The organism is Caulobacter sp. X, assembly GCF_002742635.1.
GTDB lineage: Bacteria > Pseudomonadota > Alphaproteobacteria > Caulobacterales > Caulobacteraceae > Caulobacter.
On the sequence record NZ_PEGF01000001.1, the window covers coordinates 1,556,885 to 1,573,994 of the forward strand.

At 68.1% G+C, this 17,110-nt stretch carries 15 protein-coding genes; 8 read left to right on the plus strand and 7 right to left on the minus strand.

The features are described from left to right. Nucleotides 1–12: 12 nt before the first annotated feature. Complete coding sequence (locus CSW60_RS07195; RefSeq protein ID WP_099536569.1) at nucleotides 13–939, minus strand: site-specific tyrosine recombinase XerD; 927 nt, start codon at nucleotides 937–939, stop codon at nucleotides 13–15. Continuing rightward, entirely contained in the window at nucleotides 936–2,402 is a 1,467-nt protein-coding gene (locus CSW60_RS07200; protein WP_236634230.1) for a hypothetical protein, read from the minus strand. Before CSW60_RS07200 ends, CSW60_RS07195 begins: the two co-directional genes overlap by 4 nt. Nucleotides 2,403–2,491: 89 nt before the next feature. Between CSW60_RS07200 and CSW60_RS07205 the strand changes: the two genes are divergently transcribed. The 3 genes from CSW60_RS07205 to CSW60_RS07215 are packed head-to-tail and all read left to right on the plus strand — an operon-like array spanning nucleotide 2,492 to nucleotide 4,982. Beyond that, entirely contained in the window at nucleotides 2,492–3,067 is a 576-nt protein-coding gene (locus CSW60_RS07205) for a shikimate kinase (RefSeq protein ID WP_099536571.1), read from the plus strand. Continuing rightward, nucleotides 3,064–4,176: a 3-dehydroquinate synthase gene (gene aroB, locus CSW60_RS07210; RefSeq protein WP_099536572.1), complete on the plus strand. Its 1,113-nt coding sequence runs from the start codon at nucleotides 3,064–3,066 to the stop codon at nucleotides 4,174–4,176. Before CSW60_RS07205 ends, aroB begins: the two co-directional genes overlap by 4 nt. Before the next feature lie 38 nt (nucleotides 4,177–4,214). Further along, nucleotides 4,215–4,982, plus strand: coding sequence for a hypothetical protein (locus tag CSW60_RS07215; RefSeq protein ID WP_099536573.1), 768 nt, complete (start codon nucleotides 4,215–4,217; stop codon nucleotides 4,980–4,982). A gap of 27 nt (nucleotides 4,983–5,009) precedes the next feature. Here CSW60_RS07215 and CSW60_RS07220 read toward each other — a convergent pair whose 3' ends face one another. Beyond that, nucleotides 5,010–5,150, minus strand: coding sequence for a BrnA antitoxin family protein (locus CSW60_RS07220; protein WP_236634231.1), 141 nt, complete (start codon nucleotides 5,148–5,150; stop codon nucleotides 5,010–5,012). A gap of 170 nt (nucleotides 5,151–5,320) precedes the next feature. On the opposite strand from CSW60_RS07220, the gene CSW60_RS07225 reads away from it, so the two are divergent. The 4 genes from CSW60_RS07225 to CSW60_RS07240 all read left to right on the plus strand — a co-directional run bounded on the left by CSW60_RS07225 (nucleotide 5,321) and on the right by CSW60_RS07240 (nucleotide 10,322). After that, entirely contained in the window at nucleotides 5,321–6,949 is a 1,629-nt protein-coding gene (locus tag CSW60_RS07225) for an ABC-F family ATP-binding cassette domain-containing protein (protein WP_099536575.1), read from the plus strand. Nucleotides 6,950–6,981: 32 nt separating this feature from the next. Continuing rightward, nucleotides 6,982–8,268, plus strand: coding sequence for an HlyC/CorC family transporter (locus CSW60_RS07230; RefSeq protein ID WP_099536576.1), 1,287 nt, complete (start codon nucleotides 6,982–6,984; stop codon nucleotides 8,266–8,268). Nucleotides 8,269–8,363: 95 nt separating this feature from the next. After that, nucleotides 8,364–9,950: an HWE histidine kinase domain-containing protein gene (locus CSW60_RS07235; protein WP_236634262.1), complete on the plus strand. Its 1,587-nt coding sequence runs from the start codon at nucleotides 8,364–8,366 to the stop codon at nucleotides 9,948–9,950. Between the two features lie 3 nt (nucleotides 9,951–9,953). Continuing rightward, a complete protein-coding gene (locus CSW60_RS07240) occupies nucleotides 9,954–10,322 on the plus strand; it encodes a response regulator (RefSeq protein ID WP_099536578.1) in 369 nt (122 codons plus the stop codon). A gap of 158 nt (nucleotides 10,323–10,480) precedes the next feature. On the opposite strand, the gene CSW60_RS07245 is transcribed toward CSW60_RS07240, so the two are convergent. The 3 genes from CSW60_RS07245 to CSW60_RS07255 form a co-directional block, all read right to left on the minus strand. Then, entirely contained in the window at nucleotides 10,481–14,146 is a 3,666-nt protein-coding gene (locus tag CSW60_RS07245; RefSeq protein WP_099536579.1) for a TonB-dependent receptor domain-containing protein, read from the minus strand. 541 nt (nucleotides 14,147–14,687) lie between these two features. Beyond that, nucleotides 14,688–15,116, minus strand: a complete 429-nt coding sequence (cdd, locus tag CSW60_RS07250) for a cytidine deaminase (protein ID WP_099536580.1) — start codon at nucleotides 15,114–15,116, stop codon at nucleotides 14,688–14,690. Nucleotides 15,117–15,205: 89 nt separating this feature from the next. Beyond that, nucleotides 15,206–15,478, minus strand: a complete 273-nt coding sequence (locus tag CSW60_RS07255) for a BolA family transcriptional regulator (RefSeq protein ID WP_099536581.1) — start codon at nucleotides 15,476–15,478, stop codon at nucleotides 15,206–15,208. Between the two features lie 59 nt (nucleotides 15,479–15,537). Here CSW60_RS07255 and CSW60_RS07260 point away from each other — a divergent pair, with 59 nt between their 5' ends. Beyond that, nucleotides 15,538–16,188, plus strand: coding sequence for a J domain-containing protein (locus CSW60_RS07260; protein ID WP_099536582.1), 651 nt, complete (start codon nucleotides 15,538–15,540; stop codon nucleotides 16,186–16,188). A gap of 42 nt (nucleotides 16,189–16,230) precedes the next feature. Here the strand turns inward: CSW60_RS07260 and CSW60_RS07265 are convergent, their stop codons facing one another. Next, nucleotides 16,231–17,100, minus strand: a complete 870-nt coding sequence (locus CSW60_RS07265; protein ID WP_099536583.1) for a hypothetical protein — start codon at nucleotides 17,098–17,100, stop codon at nucleotides 16,231–16,233. Nucleotides 17,101–17,110 lie beyond the last annotated feature (10 nt).

Genomic DNA, 17,110 nt, shown 5'->3' on the forward strand with positions numbered 1-17,110 from the left:
CCCGCCCGCGCGTCAATGCGGCGTCTTCTTGCGTCCCAGCGGGTGCTTGGATTGCACCACCTGCGCCAAGTGCTCGCCCGCCACATGGGTATAGATCTGGGTCGTGGCGATGTCGGCGTGGCCGAGCAGGGTCTGGATGACCCGAAGGTCCGCGCCGCCTTCCAGCAGGTGGGTGGCGAAGGCGTGGCGCAGGACGTGGGGGCTGACCTTCTCGCGGTCGATGCCGGCGGCGATGGCCGCGTCGTCCAGCAGTTGTCCCACCCGCCGCGCCGTCAGCCGGCCCGAACCGCCGCGCGAGGGGAACAGCCAGGGGCTATCCTTCTGGCCCTTCGGCAGGAACGCCCGTCGCCCCTCGAGATAGGCCTTCACCGCCGCGCGGGCCGCGTCGTTCAGCGGAGCCAGCCGCTCCTTGCCGCCCTTGCCCTTGACGATCAGGTAGGCCGGGTCGCGGGCCAGGGCCGACAGCGGCAGGGCCAGCAGTTCGGAGATCCGCAGGCCCGAGGCGTAGATCAGCTCGATGATGCAAGACAGGCGCAGGCCCTGGGCGCTGTCCTTCGCCGTCGCGGCGGCGAGCAGGCGCTCGATCTCCTCGCGCTCCAACACCTTGGGCAGCGGGCGGCCGGCCTTGGGCGCGGCCACGCGGCGGGAGGGGTCATCCTTTCGCCAGCCCTCGCCCAACACGAATCGGTAGAACTGGCGCACGGCCGAGCGGCGGCGGGCGGCGGTGGCGGGCGACATCCCCCGCGCGCCCAGGTCCTGGAAATAGGCCTCGATCGCCTCGGCGTCCGCGTCGTCGAGGTCGCGTCCGCTGCGCCCCAGAAAGCCCCGCGCGTCCTCCAGGTCCTTGCCGTAGGCGGTCAGGGTGTTGCGGGCGGCCGCGCGCTCGACCGCCATCATCTCCAGGAACGCGTCGACCCAGCCGGACGCGGTCGCGCTCATTTGGCGTAAGCGAGGCCGAGCAGGCCTTCGACCACGACCGCCCGGGCGTCGACGGAGAGGCCCGCGCGGTTGAGGGCGTGGGCGATGCGAGCGCGGTCGACCGGCGCGGGGCCGTTCGCGCCGGCGTCCAGCGCCAGCGACAAGGCCAGCAGGGCCGCCTCGCCCCTGCGCTTGGCGCCGGCGGCGTCCTCCAAGAGCTGGACCCGCGCGGCCGAGGCGGCGGGACGGCCAAGGTCGAACGCCGCGAACTGGGTCCGCGCGTCGGCGTCCATCGCGCCGCCCAGGCTGGACAGCAGCACGGCGGCGGCTTGGGCCGGCTTGCCGGTCGCGCCCCGGCTGACGAGGTTGCTCAGCACCTGGTTGTCGACCTTGCCCGCGCCGGCGGCGATCAGGGCGTCGAGGATGGCGAGGTCCGCGGCGGTCGCGCCCGGGATCACGTCCTGGGTCAGGCGCCCTCGGATCGCCTGGGCGCTCTCGACATCGCCGGTCGCCACGGCGGCGCGGGCCAGCAGCACCGGGTCCTGCAGCGGGCCGCCGGCCTTGGCGAGGGCCGCGATCGACGGGGCCGAGGCGCGGGCGGCCTCGACGAAGGCCGGCACGGTCTTGGCCTGGCGCAGGAAGGCCAGATCCGAGGCCTCGGCGGCGGTCAGGTCGAGCCCGGCCTTGATCTCGGGCGCTTCGCCGGCGGCCGGGGTCGCGACGGGCTTCAGCGCCGGCGAGGCGGTGGCGAGGGCCGCGGCGGACTGGACGTCCAGGTTCAGCCGGCGCGACAGGGCGTAGTTCACCCCGTTCTTCAGATTGGCCGCGCCCGGCGGCGTCCCGGCCAGGGCCGCCCCCATCAGGCGGGCGTAGTCGACGTCTTTCGTCTGCTGTTGGGCCAGCTGGAAGGTCAGTTGGGCGGCGTCGGTCTGGCCGGCTTTAAGCTGGCAGAAGGCGCGCAGCCGCAACCAGTAGGCCGCGCCGCGATCGACGGTCAGGGCCTGTTCGACCTGGCAAGCCTTGTCGTCATTGCCGGTGATCAGGGCCGCCTCGGCCTGGGCCATCGACAGGGCCGAGCTGCCGGGGCCGCCGGTGGCGCGATCCAGCAAGGCGTCCGCGCCCTTGGCCTCGCCCAGGGCGATCAGGGCCAGGGCCCGGGCCGCGCCCATCTCGACGTCCTCGCCAACCCCGGCCGGGCCGTTCGATCCCGTCGACAGCGCCCGCCGCGCCAGGCTGGCGAAGGCCGGCGACAGGGGCTTGGGGCCCGCCAGCTTGGGCAGCACGTCGCGCATGATCCCCGGAGCGGTCTCCTTCCAGAGGTCGCCCGGCAGGCCGGTGTCGGCCACGGCGCCGGAGAAGTAGTCGGGCGCGGCCAGGGTCTTGACCTTGACCTCTTCCTGGGCGCGCGCGGCTCCCGCCCAAAGAAAAGGAGAAAGCGACAGGACGAGCGCGCCGGACAGCAGCAGCGGGCGCGAGGAACGCATCAGCGAGATCATGGAACGGTTATGACGCATGACGAGGGTCTCGCAAACTTGGGCTTTGGCCCAGCCTCGTGTAAACCCGCGACCGCATCATGACCGAGTCCGTTCAGACATCCGACGACCTGGCGCCGCTGCGCCAGAAGACCATCGTCCTGGTCGGGCTGATGGGCGTGGGCAAGTCCAGCGTCGGACGGCGCCTCGCCACGGCCCTGAACCTGCCCTTCCGCGACGCAGACAACGAGGTCGAGGCCGCCGCCGGCCGCTCGATCTCGGAGATTTTCGCCGAGCTGGGCGAGGCGGCCTTTCGCGACGGCGAGCGCCGGGTGATCGCCCGCCTGCTGGACGAGCCGCCGCACGTGCTGGCCACCGGCGGCGGCGCCTTCGTCAACGCCGAGACCCGCGCCCTGATCAACGAAAAGGCCCTGTCGGTCTGGCTCAAGGCCGACATCGAGCTCTTGGCCCGGCGCGTGGGCCGCAAGGACACCCGGCCGCTGCTGAAGGGCAAGGACCCGGTGGCCGTGCTGACCGAGCTGGCCCGCGTCCGCAACCCCGCCTATGCCGAGGCGCAAGTGCACGTCCAGACCGGCGACACGCCGCACGGGGTGGCGGTCGACGCCATCCTGGCCGGGCTGCGCCAGCACCTGGCGCAAGGAGTTCCCACCGAATGATCCGCACCGTCCCCGTGGGCCTGGGCGAGCGCGCCTATGACGTCGTCATCGGCCCCGGCCTGATCGACCGGGCGGGCGAGCGGATCGCTCCCGTGCTGGGCAAGCGCAAGCGCGTCGCCATCGTCACCGACACGATCGTCGGCGAGCACCACGGCGAGCGCCTGGCCGCGTCCCTGGAAAAGGCCGGGATCGCTGTCGACGTGATCACCATCCCGCCCGGCGAGGAGAGCAAGAGCTTCGAGGGTCTCGCCGACCTCTCCGACCGCCTGCTGGCCTTGAACCTGGAGCGCGGCGACCAGATCGTGGCGTTCGGCGGCGGCGTCGTCGGCGACCTCGCCGGCTTCGCGGCGGCGATCTACAAGCGCGGCATCGACTTCGTGCAGGTCCCGACCACGCTCCTGGCCCAGGTCGACAGCTCGGTCGGCGGCAAGACCGCCATCGACACCCCGCGCGGCAAGAACCTGGTCGGCGCCTTCCACCAGCCGCGCCTCGTGCTGGCCGACCTCGACGTCCTGGCCACCCTGCCCGCCCGCGAGCTGGCCTGCGGCTATGCCGAGATCATCAAATACGGCCTGCTGGGCGACTTTGCCTTCTTCGAGTGGCTGGAGACCAACGTCGCCAAGGTGCTGGAGCGCGACGTCGACGCCCTGGTCCGCGCCGTCGGTCGCTCAGTGGAGATGAAGGCCGAGATCGTCGCCGAGGACGAGAAGGAAGCCGGCCGCCGCGCCCTGCTGAACCTCGGCCACACCTTCGGTCACGCGATCGAGGCCGAGATGGGCTTTGGCGACGTGCTCAAGCACGGCGAGGCTGTCGGCGTCGGCATGGCCCAGGCCTTCCGCTTCTCGGCGGCCCAGGGCCTGTGCTCGGGCCAGGACGCCGCCCGCGCCGAGGCGGCGATCAAGGCCGCCGGCCTGCCGACGACGCTGGCCGACGTGCGGAAGGAGCCCTTCCACGCCGACGCCCTGATCGCCCACTGCGGCCAGGACAAGAAAGCCGAAGGCGGCAAGCTGACCTTCGTGCTGGCGCGCGGCATCGGCGACGCGTTCGTCGCCAAGGACGTGGACCGCGCGGCGCTGAAGGCGTTCCTGCTGAGCGAAGGCGCGGTTTAGCCATGGACAGGGCGTAGAGGCTCCTGCAGCCTCACCCTATGCGTTCTCTTACCGCGTCCATCATTGCGATGATTATGACGGTCGCTCCGGCCCAGGCTTCGGGGGGCTTCTATGCGCAACAGGCCACGCCGATTTGGGACCAGATTGCGAATGCGCCGGGCAAATCGATAAGGATCGTGTCGCCTGACGGGAGGTCCGCGGCGACAGCCACCTTCATCGACACTGAAGATTTCTTGGTGAGGATCGCAACCGAGGGACAGGTCGGCAGCGGCAGCATCGACATCGGACCCGGCATTGGCTCCGAAATGCTTTGGTCACCCGACTCCAAGGCCTTCTTCGTCACCACGAGCGACGACGGCGCCAATGGGCTGTATCGGACCATCGTCGTCTCAGGCGGTCCCGACGGACCGAAGGCAAAAGACGTATCGGGCCTAGTCCGCCAAGCCTTCGGTCATCCCGTTACCTGCGATTATCGCGAGCAGCCTAACATCGCCGGTATAACCTGGTTGGGACCGCGACGGCTGCTCGTCGCCGCCCAGATCATCAACCACAGCAATTGCGATAGCATGGGCACATTTCGAGCCTATGAGGTCGATTGGCGCGGGATGCGCCTCGGCCGCAGCTTTGATCAGATCGCGGCGAAGCGGGCGTTCGGGGACGCGCTCGGACCGGAGTTGAAACAAGCCTCAGACGAATGCATCAGAACGCCTCAAAGCTGCTGGGTGTCCACAAATCACCCTCCCAGAGACGTCAAACCACCATCGGCTTCGGCGCGGCGGCGGGTGAACACGAGTCCAGCCCACTGACCAATCTCGACGACGCTCTCCCAGCCCCTACCGCCGGATCATCCCCGCCAGCGCCTCGTCGATCCGGCTCTGCCAGCCCGGTCCCTGCGCCCTGAAGTGGTCGACCACCGAGCGGTCCAGGCGGATGGACACCGGCGCCTTGGTCTCGGCCTTCCGCGGCCCGCGCACCCGCGCCGCCGTTTTCGGAAAAGCGGCCAGCGCGTGAGCCGGCAGGAGTATCGACGATCTCATTCAATCGCCCACAGCTTCGCTACCCAATCACCCTCCTCTCCCTCTCTCCATGAGAGAGGGATTCTGAACACTGGCTTTCTGCGCTCCGCCGGGTTAGCAGCCCGCGCATGATCCGCCTCGACAACATCTCCAAGCAGAACGGCCACCAGATTCTGTTCATCGAAGCCTCGATGGGCATCCAGAAGGGTGAGAAGGTCGGGCTGGTCGGCCCGAACGGCGCCGGCAAGACGACCCTGTTCCGCATGATCACGGGGCAGGAGCAGCCCGACGACGGGATCGTCTCGATCGATCCAGGCACGCGGATCGGCTATTTCAGCCAGGACGTCGGCGAGATGTCGGGCCAGAGCGCCGTGGCCGCGGTGATGGATGGCGTCGGCCCGGTCAGCGCCCTGGCCGCCGAGATGGCCACGCTGGAGGCCGCCATGGTCGATCCGGACCAGGCCGACCAGCTGGACGCCGTCATGGAGCGCTATGGCGAGGTGCTGGAGCGCTTCCAGGAGCTGGACGGCTATGCGCTGGAAGCCCGCGCCCGCGAGGTGCTGGCGGGCCTGAGCTTCAGCCAGGAGCGCATGGACGGGGACGTGGGCCTGCTGTCGGGCGGCTGGAAGATGCGCGTGGCCCTGGCCCGCATCCTCCTGATGCGCCCTGACGCCATGCTGCTGGACGAGCCCAGCAACCACCTGGACCTGGAAAGCCTGATCTGGCTGGAAGCGTTCCTGAAGAACTACGACGGCGCGCTGCTGATGACCTCGCACGACCGCGCCTTCATGAACCGCATCATCGGCAAGGTGGTCGAGATCGATGGCGGCCAGCTGATCACCTATTCCGGCGACCTCGACTTCTACGACCAGCAGCGGGCGCTCAGCGAGGCCCAGCGCCAGGCGCAGTACGAGCGCCAGCAGGCGATGCTGGCCAAGGAGATCAAGTTCATCGAGAAGTTCAAGGCGCGCGCCTCGCACGCCGCCCAGGTGCAAAGCCGGGTCAAGAAACTCGACAAGATCGAGCGCGTCGAGGCCCCGCGCCGCCGCCAGACCGTCCAGTTCGAATTCCAGAGCCCGCCCCGTTCGGGCGAGGACGTGATCAGCCTGAAGGGCGTCCACAAGGGCTATGGCGAGCGGCCGATCTACCAGGACCTCGACTTCCTGGTCCGCCGCAAGGAGCGCTGGGCCGTGCTGGGCGCGAACGGCGCGGGCAAGTCGACGCTGCTGAAGCTGGTGGCCGGCGCCACCGAGCCCGACCAGGGCAAGGTCGCCATCGGGGCCAGCGTCAAGATGGGCTACTTCGCCCAGCACTCGATGGACCTCTTGGACGGCGAGGAGACGATCTTCGAGTCGCTGGAGCGCTCGTTCCCACAGGCGGGCCAAGGCGCCCTGCGCACCCTGGCCGGCTGTTTCGGCTTCTCGGGCGACGACGTCGAGAAGCCCTGCCGCGTGCTGTCGGGCGGCGAGAAGGCCCGTCTGGTCATGGCCAAGATGCTGTTCGACCCGCCGAACCTCCTGGTGCTCGACGAGCCGACCAACCACCTCGACATGGCGACCAAGGAGATGCTGGTGGCGTCCCTGGCCGACTTCGAGGGCACCATGCTGTTCGTCTCGCACGACCGCCACTTCCTGGCGGCCTTGTCGAACCGGGTGCTGGAGCTGACGCCCGAGGGCGTCCACCAGTACGGCGGCGGCTACACCGAGTACGTCGCGCGAACCGGCCAGGAAGCGCCGGGCCTGCACCCGGGGGGCTAACGCCCACCGCTGGCTTGGCCTAGAACAGGGGCATGCTCACCGCCCTGCTCGGCCTCGCGCCTATCGTCATCGCCCTCTTGACCCTCTCGGCGCTGTTCTCGGCGGCGGAGACGTCGATGACGGGCGCCAGCCGCTCGCGCATGCACCAGCTGGAGCGCGATGGCGACGCGCCGGCCCGGCGGGTCAACAAGCTGCTCTCCGACCAGGAGACGATGATCGGGGCCGTCCTGCTGGGCAACAACCTGATCAACATCCTGGCCTCAGCCCTGGCGACCCAGGTCCTGACCACCCTGATCCCCGGCCCGTGGGGCGTCGCTGTCGCCACCGCCGCCATGACCGTCCTGGTCCTGGTCTTCGCCGAGGTGCTGCCCAAGACCGTCGCCATCATCCGCTCGGACGACGTGGCCCGCGCCTTGTCCGGGCCGACCCTGCTGATCGTGCGGCTGTTCGGCCCGGTGATCTATGTCATCCAGTGGATCGTGCGCCGCGCCCTGCGGATCTTCGGCGTCAAGCTGGACATGGCCGTCGACGTGCTGGCCGCCCACGAGGAGATCCGCGGCGCCGTCGACTACCACCACTCCGAAGGCCTGGTGGAGACCGACGACCGGCGGATGCTGGGCGGGGTGCTGGACCTGTCCGACATGGACGTCTCGGAGATCATGGTCCACCGCAAGTCGATGGTCCTGCTGGACGCGGCCCTGCCCGCCCGCGAACTGGTCGAGGAGGTGCTGGAGGCCCAGCACACCCGCATCCCGCTCTATCGGGACGAGCCCGACAACATCGTCGGCGTGCTGCACGCCCGCGATCTCTTGAAGGCGCTGGCGGAGTCGCCCAATGGCGTCGAAGGCCTCGACATCGCCGCCATCCTGCGCGAGCCGTGGTTCATTCCCGACACGACGAACCTCAAGGACCAGCTCAACGCCTTCCTCAAGCGCAAGAGCCACTTTGCCTTGGTGGTCGACGAGTACGGCGCCCTGCAGGGCCTGGTGACGCTGGAGGACATCCTCGAGGAGATCGTCGGCGAGATCGACGACGAGCACGACACGGCGCTGAACGGCGTGCGCAAGCAGCAGGACGGCTCGGTCAATGTCGACGGCCACGTCACGGTCCGCGACCTGAACCGGGCCATGGACTGGCGACTGCCCGAGGGCGAGGCGGTGACCATCGCCGGCCTCGTCATCCACGAAGCTCAAATGATCCCCGAGCCCGGCCAGACCTTCATCTTTCACGGCCATCGCTTCCAGGTGCTGCGCCGCCAGCGCAATCAGGTGACCGCCTTACGCATTAGCCCGTCCTTGAACGAAAACGACGGTCTGTGACCATCATTTGAGGGCGCCGGAACCGAATCCCCAACCACGCGTTTTGGGCCATTGCTGGTCAGGGGCGGCCAGATGGGAGGGGCATATTGGTCAGCGTGGCTAAGACCGACATTCGCGGCGGATCCGAGGCGGATCTGCGCGCGCAGTTGGCCGAGGCGCGCGCGGCGCTGGCCGATGAGGTCCGCAAGTCCGAGACCCTGGCGCGCGTCACCCAGGCCGTGGCCTCCAGCAGCGATGTCGATTCTTGCGTCCAGGCGGTGATCGACGGCGCGCGCGAGATCATCGGCGCGGCCTATGGCGCCTTCTTCTACAACGTCGTGGGCGCGGACAGAGAGTCCTATACGCTCTATCGCCTCTCCGGCGCGCCGCCCGAGGCCTTCGAAAACTTCCCGATGCCGCGCAAGACCGAGGTCTTCGCCCCCACCTTCGACGGCGTGGGCGTGGTGCGGTCGGACGACATCACCCAGGACCCGCGTTACGGCCGCAACGCGCCCCGGCGCGGCATGCCGCCCGGCCACCTGCCGGTGCGCAGCTATCTGGCGATCCCGGTGACCACGCCCCAAGGCGCGGTGCTGGGCGGCCTCTTCTTCGGCGATCCCGAGCCCGGGCGCTTCACCGTCCGCGACGAGGCGCTGCTGATGGGCCTGGGCGCCCAGGTCGCCGTCACCATCGAGTCGATCCGGATCAACGCCGCCGCCCTGGATGAGCTGGACCAGCGCCGCCGCGCCGAAGAGCGGCTGAAGTTCGCGCTCGACTCCGGACGCATGGGCTCCTGGGACCTGGACGTGGCCACCCGCGCCTACGAGGCCTCGGACCTGTGCAAGGCCAACTACGGCCGCCGCCCCGACCAGACCTTCACCTTCGCCGACCTGATCGCCACGATCCATCCCGAGGACCGCCCGCGCATCATGACGGCGATCGAGAGCGCGATCCGCGACGGCGCGGACTACGACGTCGAATATCGCGTCATCCTGCCGAGCGGCGATCTTCGCTGGCTGCACGCCCGGGGGCGCGCCGCCCAGACCGCCGACGACGGCGGCGTGCGGCGCCTGGCCGGGGTCTCGCTGGACATCACCGAGCGCAAGCGCGCCGAGGAACGCCAGAAGCTGCTGGTCAACGAGCTGAACCACCGGGTCAAGAACAGTCTGGCCACGGTGCAGTCCATCGCCGCCCAGACCCTGCGCTCCAACGCCTCGCCCGAGTTCTTCCGCGAGGCCTTCGAGTCACGGCTGATCGCCCTGTCCCATACCCACGACCTTTTGACGCGCGAGAGCTGGGAGGGCGCCAGCCTGCGCGAGGTGGTCGACGGAGAGCTGCACGCCATGGCCGGAGAGGACCGCGTCGTCTTCGACTATGCGGCGGACCTGCGCCTCAATCCCAAGGCGGCGGTGGCCCTGGGCATGGGGATCCACGAGCTGGCGACCAACGCGGTCAAGTACGGCGCCTGGTCGGTTCCGGACGGACGCGTGATCGTCTCCTGGCGGCTGGAGGCCAATCTCCTGCGCCTGACCTGGACAGAGCGCGGCGGCCCGAAGGTCAAGCCCCCCACCCGCCGGGGCTTTGGCGCCCGGCTTCTTGAACGCGGTCTTGCGGCCGAGCTATCCGGCGGGGTCGAGCTGACCTATGATGCCTCCGGACTCGTCTGCCACATGGCGCTGCCCCTGCGCGCGCTGGAGCCCTGATCTATGAAGACACTCTCGTCCCTGAAGGTGCTGGTCGTCGAAGACGAAGCGCTCGTTTCCATGCTGGTCGAGGACATGCTGACCGACCTTGGCTGCACGGTCGTCGGCCCCGCCGCCGAGATCGAGGAGGCCTTGAAGCTGGCCGGCTCGGCGGACATCGACGCGGCCTTGCTGGATGTGAACCTGGGCGGCCGGCCGATCTTCCCGGTCGCCGACGCGCTGCGCGCGCGGGGCGTCCCCTTCGCCTTCGCCAGCGGCTATGGCGAGGCGGGCATCAGCGAGGACCACAAGGGTTCGGCCGTGCTGCAGAAGCCCTTCCGCGAGGCCGACCTGCGCCGCGTGCTGGAAGGCCTGGTCGCCCAGACGGCCTAAGGCCCACGCCGCGATGGGCGGGGCGGCGCCCTTCCCGTCCCCATAAAGCCCGTCGCCCATAAAGAAAGGCTCCCGTCTCGCGACGGGAGCCTCCTTTTTTGGTCTCGTGCCCAGGTCTTCGGACCAGGCTCTGGGAAGAGCCTGGTTCGAACGCCAGCTTAGAACTTGGCGTTGACCGAGAACTGCCAGGTGCGGCCGGCCGAGCTGTAGATCGTGCCGTCGCGTTGGTCTTCGAAGCGCTTGTCGGCCACGTTGTTGACGTTGAAGCGCAGCTGCAGGTCTTCGGTCAGGTCGTAGCCGAAGAACAGGTTGTAGACCGCGTAGCCCTTGCGATTGAGATACGGGTTGACCTCGATCGTGGCGGGCGTCGAACCGTTGTAGCGGATGGTGTCGCTGACGGTGCCGATGTTCACGCTGGTCGAGAACTTCTTCAGGCTGTAGCCGATCGTGGTGCTGGTCTGCCAACGCGGCGTGCCGATGGAGCCGACATAGTACTCGTTGTCGGCCGGCAGACCGGTGCTGGTGATCGTGTACTCCAGGATCCGGTACAGGTTGCTGCTGATCGAGATCCGACCAAAGTCGCCGTCCTGGCCGATCAGGTCGGCCAGCTTCTTGCGATAGCTGATGACCGTGTTGACCGCGCGGATGGTGGTCTGACCCAGGTTCAGATAGGTCGAGCTCCAGCCGTCCTTCAGCGCGAACTTCAGGGTCGAAGCCGGTTCCGAGCCCGAAGCGTAACGCGCGAAGGCGTCGCAGGTGTTGGTGCCGAACTGGGCCTGATTGTTCGGATAGGCGGCCGAGTCGTAGCAGTAGGCCGACAGCTGATCCAGGGACACGCGGCTCAGCTGGTCCTTCAGCGCGATGTCGGCGTAGTCGACCGACATCTTCAGGCCCGAGATGAACCGCGGCTCAAGAACCACGCCGGCCGTCCAGCTTTCGCCGCGCTCGGGCTTCAGGCCCATGTTGCCGAAGCGGGCGCCCAGCAGGGACTGCGACGGCGGGGTGAAGCTGTTGAGGAAGTTCAGGGCGTCGGCGTCGTTGGTGGCGTAGCCGGCGGCCTTCACGGCGGCGATACAGTTGGCCTTACGCGCGGCCGGGTTCAGGCCCGAACCGATGTTGGCCGTCGAGCAGGGGTCCGACGGCGTCGTGAACGCCGGCTGACCGCCGAGGAACAGCTCCACGCCGTCCGGCTGGCGGATCGAGCGGGTGATGTTGCCGCGGAAGCTGATGTCCTTGATCGGCTGGAACGTACCGGCCAGCGACCAGATCTTGGCGACGTCGCCGTCGTAAGTCGGGTCGATCGTCTTGCCGAGGGCGTTGATGAAGCTCGGCGCGTTGCCGGTTTGCTTCGACCAGCGCACCGCCGGGTTGATTTCCAGGCGCTGGGCGAACGGCAGGCTGAAATCGCCGCCCAGAAGCGGGATGTTCAACTCGACGCCGTATTCCTGGGCGGTGGTCTCATACTGGGTGCGCGCGATCGCGGCCGACCGGGTGCGGCCGTACTGCGAGATCCCATCGACCCAGTAGTCGTTGTTGGTCGTGCGGCGTTCGCCCGACAGGGCCACGCCGACGGCGCCGGCCGGCAGGTTGAACAGGTCGCCGCTGATCGAGCCTTGCAGGAAGGTCTGGGTGTTCTCGAAGGCGAAGAACTGGGCGGTGGTCACGTAGGACCGGGCGGCGGCCGACATCTGACCATAGCCGAACGGGTTCAGCGGCTGGCAGCTGTCGATCATCGACTGGGTGACGACCGGCGTGAACTGCTGCTTGGCGATCATGCCATTGGCCAGCGGCTGGTCGACCAGGTTGACGGTCACGCCGGCCGGCGACTTGCCCAGATAGGCCGAGGGGTTGGTCTGGGCGCGGCAGACGATCTTGCCGCTGGCGTCCAGCGTGGTGTCGATGGCGAGGTTGTACTCGACGTCCTTGATGCTGTTGAAGTCGACGCGGCCGCTCGAACGACCCCAGGTGTACGAGGCGTCCCAGGTCCAGTTGCGGCCCAGCAGGTCGAAGTCGCCCTTCAGGCCGTTCACCAGGTTGCTGGTGTCGGTCTTACCCCACAGTGGGTTGTCGCCCAGGAGGTCCTGGTTGGTGCGCGACATGATGAAGTTGCCGGCGGTGTTCACCGCGCCGGAGTCGCGCAGCAGCTGACGCGAGGTCGCGGACAGGTAGGGGTTGTTGATGCTGACGATCAGACCCGAGGTCTCGACCGAGCTGGTGGTGACCGCGTTCGACGAGATCGCGTTGCGGGGCAGCACCGTCGAGACCGACGAGAAGATGTTCTGCGTGTAGTACGTCAGGTGGTCATTGACGTCGACGGTGGCGAACAGCGTCCCGACCTTACGCTTCTGCGCGTTCTGGATCAGGTTGTAGCGGCTGTTGTCGTAGCCCTTGGTGTTGGCCGCGACGCCCAGGGTGGCCTGCTCGGTCGGATTGATGGAGCCGTACGAGAAGTTGGTCGCTTCGCCGTTTTCGTTGAAGCGGACCGGCTTGGCGATGAACGGGAACAGGGCGCTGGTGCGCGGGTCGGTGTTCGCGACGCGCGGCATGTTCGCATACAGCGAGCCGACGATCAGGTTGATGTCGGTGTTCGGGTTCGCCAGCAGATATTCACGCAGGGTCGGCAGCTTGCTCTGCAGCACGTTGACGGCCAGCGTGGTCTGCTGAGCGGCCGTCAGGCCGGCCGGCGGGGTGACGCCGTACTTCGCGAACACCGCCGCGGCGGTCACGCCGGTGGGCAGCGAGGTCGGCGCGAAGTTCGGGAAGGTGCCCGAGGGCGCGGTCGTGCTGTACAGGCCGTTGCCGGTCGGAATGCCGGGGACCAGTTGGCTGGCGCTCGAGAACACGGCGACCGAGGAGCCGCCGGCGACGCAGGTGGTCATGCCGACGATCGCGGTCGGGCAAGTGCCGGTCGCCGAGGACGGCGTGAAGGCGATGCCCGACGGCCACTGCATGCTGGTGCGGGCGTTGTAGGCGTAGGCCGTCGACGGGATGCCGTCGTCCGAGGTGCGCAGGAAGGCGCCGTTGTTCAGGTTGGCGACGTCGATGGCGACGGTCGGCGAGAAGGCCGTGTTGCGCTTGGAGCCGTTGAAGGCGTTGGTCACCGAGGTGCCGGTGTCGATGATCCACGGACGCTTGTCGGCGTAGAGGGCGTCGGTCTTGGTGTATTCGAACGAGACGACCAGGTTGGCGCGGTCGTTGAACAGGTTCGAGCCGTAGATGGCGTTGAAGCTGTAGCGGTTGGCGTCGCCCTTGTCGGTCGTGCGGAACGCCACGCGGCCTTCGGCGCCGACGTAGCGGTCCTTGATGATGTAGTTGATCACGCCGGCGATGGCGTCCGAGCCGTAGGCGGCCGCGCCGCCGACAGTCAGGGTGTCGACGTGGTCGATCATCTGGGCCGGGATGGCGCTGACGTCGACTTGCGAGCCGGCGTAGTTACCCGACACGAACAGGGTGGAGGCGTTGCTCGACACCATGCGGCGGCCGTTGACCAGCGTCAGGGTGCGTTGCGGACCCAGGTTCAGCAGGTCGGCGTAGGCGACGCCGAGGCTGGAGGTCTGACCGCCGTTGCTGCCGTAGGGGCTAGCGCCCGAACCGACCTGCGGCTGGCTCAGCACGATGTCATAGGCGTTGTTGAAGCCGCGCTGAATGATTTCTTCTTTGGTGACCTGAACCCCGGGGATGGTCCCGTCGAACTGCGGACGCTTGATGCGAGAACCGGTGACGACGATCTCGGTGACGGTCGCCTGGCCGGTGGCCTCTTGGGCATAAGCCGCACCGCCGAGGACCGCGCTAGCCGCGACGCCCGCGAACAAAACAAACTTCATTTCTTCAGAACCCCCGAAATAATTTGCCCCCGCGTTTAAACGGGGGTCGCCCCTGGCGCTCGCCCGGATGAGGGCAATTTGGAGCAAAATGTGGCGAAAGCGTCAAATTTCATGCAATTCGATACACAGCCGCAACGTTTTTGCGCAAAACCGCCTTGTTCAGAGCTTGGCCTTACACCAATCCCGCCGAGAACGACGTTAGACGGCCGGATCCATAGAAAGGACGCCGCCGGGAGGCGGGGTCCGCCAGTCGATCTTTGTCGAGATTGTGGCGATCAGCCACCCTCGAAGGCCTAAATGAGGCAGAGGGAAGACCCTATATGTCGGGAAAGTGGCGTAACGCTGTTCACAGCGCGGGGTAGAAAATACCCCTATAACCCCAAGATTACAGCGCGTTAATGGTCAAGTTTGAGCAATTTTCTTCCAAACTTGACCATACGGCCTCGAAAATGTGACTTTTTGGTAACGTTTCAGAATAAGCGGCGCAACCGAGGTTTTTTGGGACGCCGAACGCGCCGGGCCTAGCCCCGCCCCGGCCCTTTCAGTCCAGATCGGCGGGCCCGAAGGCCTGCGGGAGCAGCGCCCAGAAAGGCGTCCGCGCGGTGGGCGCGCCCCCTTGCACGGAGACGATCTCACAGGTCTTGGCGGCGAACTCGGCGATGCGCTGGCGGCAGGCGCCGCAGGGCTGGACCACCGCGTCGGAGCCGGCGGCGATCAGCACCTTGGCGATGCGGCGCGAGCCGCCCGCGGTGATCATCGCGCCGATCGCCGTCTGCTCGGCGCAGGTGCCGGAGGGATAGGCGGCGTTCTCGACATTGACGCCGTAGTGGGTCCGCCCCTCGTCGTCGATCACCGCCGCCGCCACCGTGAAGTTGGAGTAGCGGGCGTAGGACCGCTCCAGAAGCGCGGGCAGCGCCCGGGCGGCGGTCTGTTCGAGGATGTCGGCGGTGAAGGTGACGTCGGCGCTCATGCTAATCCTGCCTGCCCGGCCAAGATCGCGCCGGGGCGAGAGGCAATCAGCCGCGGCCGCGCCACGCAAGCTCAAAATCGCGGGCTGACTCAAGCCTCGCCCGGCGCGGTGGCGACGATCGACAGCGCGTGGACCGGCCCCGCCAGTTCGTCGGCCAGCACCTTCATCACCAGGCGCTGGCGCATCACCCGGGCCTTGCCCGCGAAGGCCTCGGCCTCGATGCGCAGGGTGAAGTGGCTTTCGCCCGCGCCGCTATGGCCGGCGTGGCCGTGGTGGCGGTCGCTGTCGTCGATCAGCTCCAGCCGCGACGGCGCGAAAGCGGCCTCCAACTTGCCTCGAATAGCTTCCGCAACGGCGCCCATGACGCGACTCCCGCATGTCAATCCTTGAACGGAAATAGCGCGGGCTTACTCTAAGCGCCATGAACCGGCCGTTCGAGTACCGCCCCAAATTCTACGACATCCGGGTCCGCCCCCCGAAGGACGGCGAGGACGAGGCTGTCAACGACGTCCTGCGCCTGAAGCCCGGCGAGAAGGTCTGCGACCATCCCGACTGCCGCCTGCCCGGCTCGGCCAAGGCGCCGAAGTCGCGCGACATCCCCGACCAGCACTACTGGTTCTGTCAGCGCCACGCGGCCGAGTACAACAAGAACTGGAACTTCTACGCCGGCATGAGCGAGGCCCAGATTCGGGCCGAGCAGGAAACCGAGCGCATGACCGGCGGCCGCCCGACCTGGAGCTTCAAGGCCGACGCCCGCTCGCGCGAGGCCGCCGCCCAGGCGGCCCGCGACGCCCGCGCCTTCGCCGACCCGTTCGGCATCTTCCGCGCCCAGCAGCGCCGAGCCGAATCGCAGCGCACCGCCGCCGAGCGGGGCCTGGGCAAGCTGGAACGCCAGGCCCTGGCGGACCTCGACCTCGAGGCCGGCGCCGACGGCGCGGCGATCAAGGCCAAGTACAAGGAGCTGCTCAAGCGCTGCCACCCCGACGCCAACGGCGGCGACCGCAGCGCCGAGCACAAGCTCCAGCGGGTGATCAAGGCCTACAAGCAGCTGCAGAAGTCGGGACTGGTCTAGGCATAACCCGCCGGACCTAAGCGCCCGCGCGCCGCATCGCGGCTAGAAGTCGGGCGGCATGATGAAGGTGTGATCCCAGGTCGGATATTCTCCGGTTCGGGGCTCCACCTTGCGCGCTTTCTGGCTGTACCAGAGATGGTGATCCGTCCCGAGCGACAGATACTCGCAATAGAGCGCCTGATCGTGGTTGCGCAGGAAGTCGTAGACGGTGGTGTATTCCCAGATCTCCCCCTTGGGTGGTTTGGCGCGCTTGGCCTGCCAGACCGAAGCGACCTTCACGTCCTTGCCGAAGATGGACCGCATGGGATGGTGTGGCACCGCGTCCAGCTCGCGGACATAGTGCTTGATGGCGCCTTCGACGCTGTGGTCGAGGCTGAGCTTCTTGCGATGGGCGAAACCGGCGGCGGCGTCTGCGAAGCCGGCGGAGGCGACGCCGACCACCCGGATGTCGGGCGGCGCGTGGTCCGATATCGCCCGGGCGAGCATGCCCTGGATCTCGGCCAGCCCGCCGCCCAGCGAATGCCCGGTGATCAGGAGTTGGTCGGCCGGCAGCCCCTTTTGCCGACACGCCTCGATCGCTTCGCCCAGGAAGTCGACGGCGGGTCCGATCTGACGGTCCGGATCCTGGAACAGGGCCGCGGAGACATTGGCCCACCAGTCGGCGAAGGACTTGATCCCCTCCGTTCCCCGATTGACGACCACCAGGCTCCGGCTGGCCGGATGGTGCAGGGCCGCCGCGTCGTAGCCGCCCGCGACATTGGCCTGGGCCAGCATGTCCCAGCCCGGCAACGCCGCCAGCCGCGAGAGCCCCGTCGCGGGGTCCTTGTAGGCCGCCGCCGCCAGCCCGGCCGCCACCTGATCGCTCAGGGCGGCGTCCTGAGCATGCGCGGTCAAAAACGCCCTCAGATCCATGGCTCCCCTC

Coding starts and splice junctions, on each gene's coding strand:
- CSW60_RS07255 (WP_099536581.1), bottom strand. CDS start 15,478: ATGGGCGCCGTTGCGGAAGCTATTCGAGGCAAGTTGGAGGCCGCTTTC.
- CSW60_RS07225 (WP_099536575.1), top strand. CDS start 5,321: ATGATCCGCCTCGACAACATCTCCAAGCAGAACGGCCACCAGATTCTG.
- cdd (WP_099536580.1), bottom strand. CDS start 15,116: ATGAGCGCCGACGTCACCTTCACCGCCGACATCCTCGAACAGACCGCC.
- CSW60_RS07195 (WP_099536569.1), bottom strand. CDS start 939: ATGAGCGCGACCGCGTCCGGCTGGGTCGACGCGTTCCTGGAGATGATG.
- aroB (WP_099536572.1), top strand. CDS start 3,064: ATGATCCGCACCGTCCCCGTGGGCCTGGGCGAGCGCGCCTATGACGTC.
- CSW60_RS07240 (WP_099536578.1), top strand. CDS start 9,954: ATGAAGACACTCTCGTCCCTGAAGGTGCTGGTCGTCGAAGACGAAGCG.
- CSW60_RS07200 (WP_236634230.1), bottom strand. CDS start 2,402: ATGCGTTCCTCGCGCCCGCTGCTGCTGTCCGGCGCGCTCGTCCTGTCG.
- CSW60_RS07230 (WP_099536576.1), top strand. CDS start 6,982: ATGCTCACCGCCCTGCTCGGCCTCGCGCCTATCGTCATCGCCCTCTTG.
- CSW60_RS07260 (WP_099536582.1), top strand. CDS start 15,538: ATGAACCGGCCGTTCGAGTACCGCCCCAAATTCTACGACATCCGGGTC.
- CSW60_RS07205 (WP_099536571.1), top strand. CDS start 2,492: ATGACCGAGTCCGTTCAGACATCCGACGACCTGGCGCCGCTGCGCCAG.
- CSW60_RS07215 (WP_099536573.1), top strand. CDS start 4,215: ATGCGTTCTCTTACCGCGTCCATCATTGCGATGATTATGACGGTCGCT.
- CSW60_RS07245 (WP_099536579.1), bottom strand. CDS start 14,146: ATGAAGTTTGTTTTGTTCGCGGGCGTCGCGGCTAGCGCGGTCCTCGGC.
- CSW60_RS07265 (WP_099536583.1), bottom strand. CDS start 17,100: ATGGATCTGAGGGCGTTTTTGACCGCGCATGCTCAGGACGCCGCCCTG.